Source organism: Neokomagataea thailandica NBRC 106555, from assembly GCF_001598495.1.
GTDB classification, from domain to species: Bacteria; Pseudomonadota; Alphaproteobacteria; order Acetobacterales; family Acetobacteraceae; genus Gluconobacter; species Gluconobacter thailandicus_A.
The window spans coordinates 1-2500 of sequence record NZ_BCZB01000062.1 but is presented as its reverse complement, the minus strand read 5'-3'; the positions used below and the strand labels follow the sequence as shown (position 1 = coordinate 2500).

1 protein-coding gene is annotated in these 2500 nt (G+C 32.8%); it reads right to left on the bottom strand.

The genetic code is table 11. The features are described from left to right. Positions 1 to 2500 (bottom strand): carbohydrate-binding domain-containing protein (locus NTH01S_RS11330; protein ID WP_218015993.1); only part of this gene is annotated, 2500 nt, incomplete at both ends.

Below are 2500 nucleotides of genomic sequence, written 5' to 3'. Positions count from 1 at the left end.
CTTTATGACCGTATTAGAACTGGATGTGCCAGATAGCGCTACAGAGGTTCCTTCAATAATTGAGTTTTTATTCGCACCTTCAGGCGAAAAACCAATCGGATGTCCCCCTCCTAATAGGTAGCTTTTTTCGTCACTAATATTTTCATTGTTTAGTTGAGCAGAGTACAAATATAGGTTTCGGTCACCATCAGATTTTGGATCCCATGCATCATTTAAATACACAAGTTCAAATTTCGTGTTTGGCGGGAAGTTCCCCCAGTACTCAAAAGCTTGTTTTTCTCCGTTATGATGATCTGCTGTAACTGTTTGCACGGGGCCTACAGCGCTACCATTAACATAAAGTTGGAATTGAGCATTACCTTCCCAGGCATCTTCTGACATGTTCAGCGTTAAATGATCTTGTAACCCTGTAATAATTGGGGCGGCAGGAGGGGTTGCATCAACGATGAAATCATAGGCTTTTGATGTTGATGACGTAACACCATAGGTATTACTGCTGGTAGCCGTGACCTCATAATGCCCACTGGCTAAGTCATGCACTGCAACTGACCAAGCGCCAGTAGCGTCTGCTGTGCTCGTTCCTAGAAGGCTTCCATCCTGTAAATATAGCTTTACAGTCGCATTAGAACTGGTTGTACCAATAATGGATAAATCTTTATAATCTATGTTTTCAGGTGCATTTGGAATATACCAAAAATTTTTTGATACATTTAATAATGAATTATTGTCATTAATATCTCCTATATTAACATTTGATCCATTATAGTTTTCAACAATAAAATTATCTACCTTAAGATTCCTATTAATTAAATTAATTAATTTAATGGAGTTTTCAGAGAATTGATTTTCATCTCCATATGGAGATAATATTAATGATACTAAAATATTATTTTTATTTGCCCATCCTATTTCATCCAAGATAAAATCTTGGTAAACCTTACTTTGAGAAAAAAAGTAATTTGGTGGTGAATCAATAGTAATTCCTCCCCCTATTAGGGCCGCATTCTTAATATTAATATATGAAGAATCGTTTAAGAAACTACCAATATCACTTATTCCATTGGGTGAAAAAATAGGAGAGACGCATATTACCCCATAATCTCGGGCAGCACTAACATTTTCCAAAAAATCCACGAACCAATTTTGTTGATTAAAGTCAATAATCATGTTTATTTTATTTGTTATTATATTTCTTGAATTAAAAAACTGATTCCAATTGCTATCAAACCATCCCTTCGCATAAGAAGCTGGTTTTTCATTTATTTCAGCGAATGAATAAGTCTTATTATCTATAAGACTATAAATTTTGCTTAAATCTCCATTATAATTTTCTTTAATAACCTGATCTTCTTGTAGATATATAGAGGTATTATTATATATATCTTTATATTTATCTGCATAATCAATTAACGGAACGTTTCCACCAACATAAATTTTACTTGATGATGATAGAGAATAATTATAATTAATTGATCCAACCAATAAATCTTTAGATATTATTGAATTTAAACCAACCGAATTAATAATAATATTATTATATTTACCATATATGTGGGATAAATGAATGTTCCAATATCCACTTTCTGATGCGTTTACATTTCCTAAATAAATTTTATTTCCAAATACATATGAATATATATTAACAATACTATTGGGAGAAGATGAACCTTCTAAGTAAGCCGTTCCATCGTATTCATTTTTTATAAATTTCGATAAAGTTGGTTGTGTATTATTATTGTCGTTAACAACAATATTAAAATTCGTTAATTTAGATTTAATTCCATATTCATCTTCGGAGTTTATATATATATCATAATATCCGTTATCGATCCCATCGGAGTTGATTCTCCAATTTCCATTATTGTCTGAATACGTATTTATTGTTTTAATCAATATATTATTTTGTATAAACTTTAATGTAATTTGTGTATTTGGTGTTGCTGTTCCAGCTAAAGCATTTTCAGATTGACTAGACAACTCATTAGAGTTGTTTAGCCTTATTTTAAATAAATCATACCCGCCACCAAGACCAAAATAAAAAGAATTATCAATAAAATTATTATTTAATTTATAGTCATTCAAATATAGATTTCTATCCCCCCCACTTTTTATATCAAAGGCATCATTTAAATATACTATTGATAAGTCATTATAATTTTTATTATATGGGATATAATACTCAAAAGCTTGTTTTTCTCCGTTATGATGATCTGCTGTAACTGTTTGCACGGGGCCTACAGCGCTACCATTAACATAAAGTTGGAATTGAGCATTACCTTCCCAGGCATCTTCTGACATGTTCAGCGTTAAATGATCTTGTAACCCTGTAATAATTGGGGCTGCAGGAGGGGTTGCATCAACGATGAAATCATAGGCTTTTGACGTTGATGACGTAACACCATAGACATCACTGCTGGTAGCCGTGACCTCATAATGCCCACTGGCTAAGTCATGCACTGCAACTGACCAAGCGCCAGTAGCGTCTGCTGTGCTCGTTCCT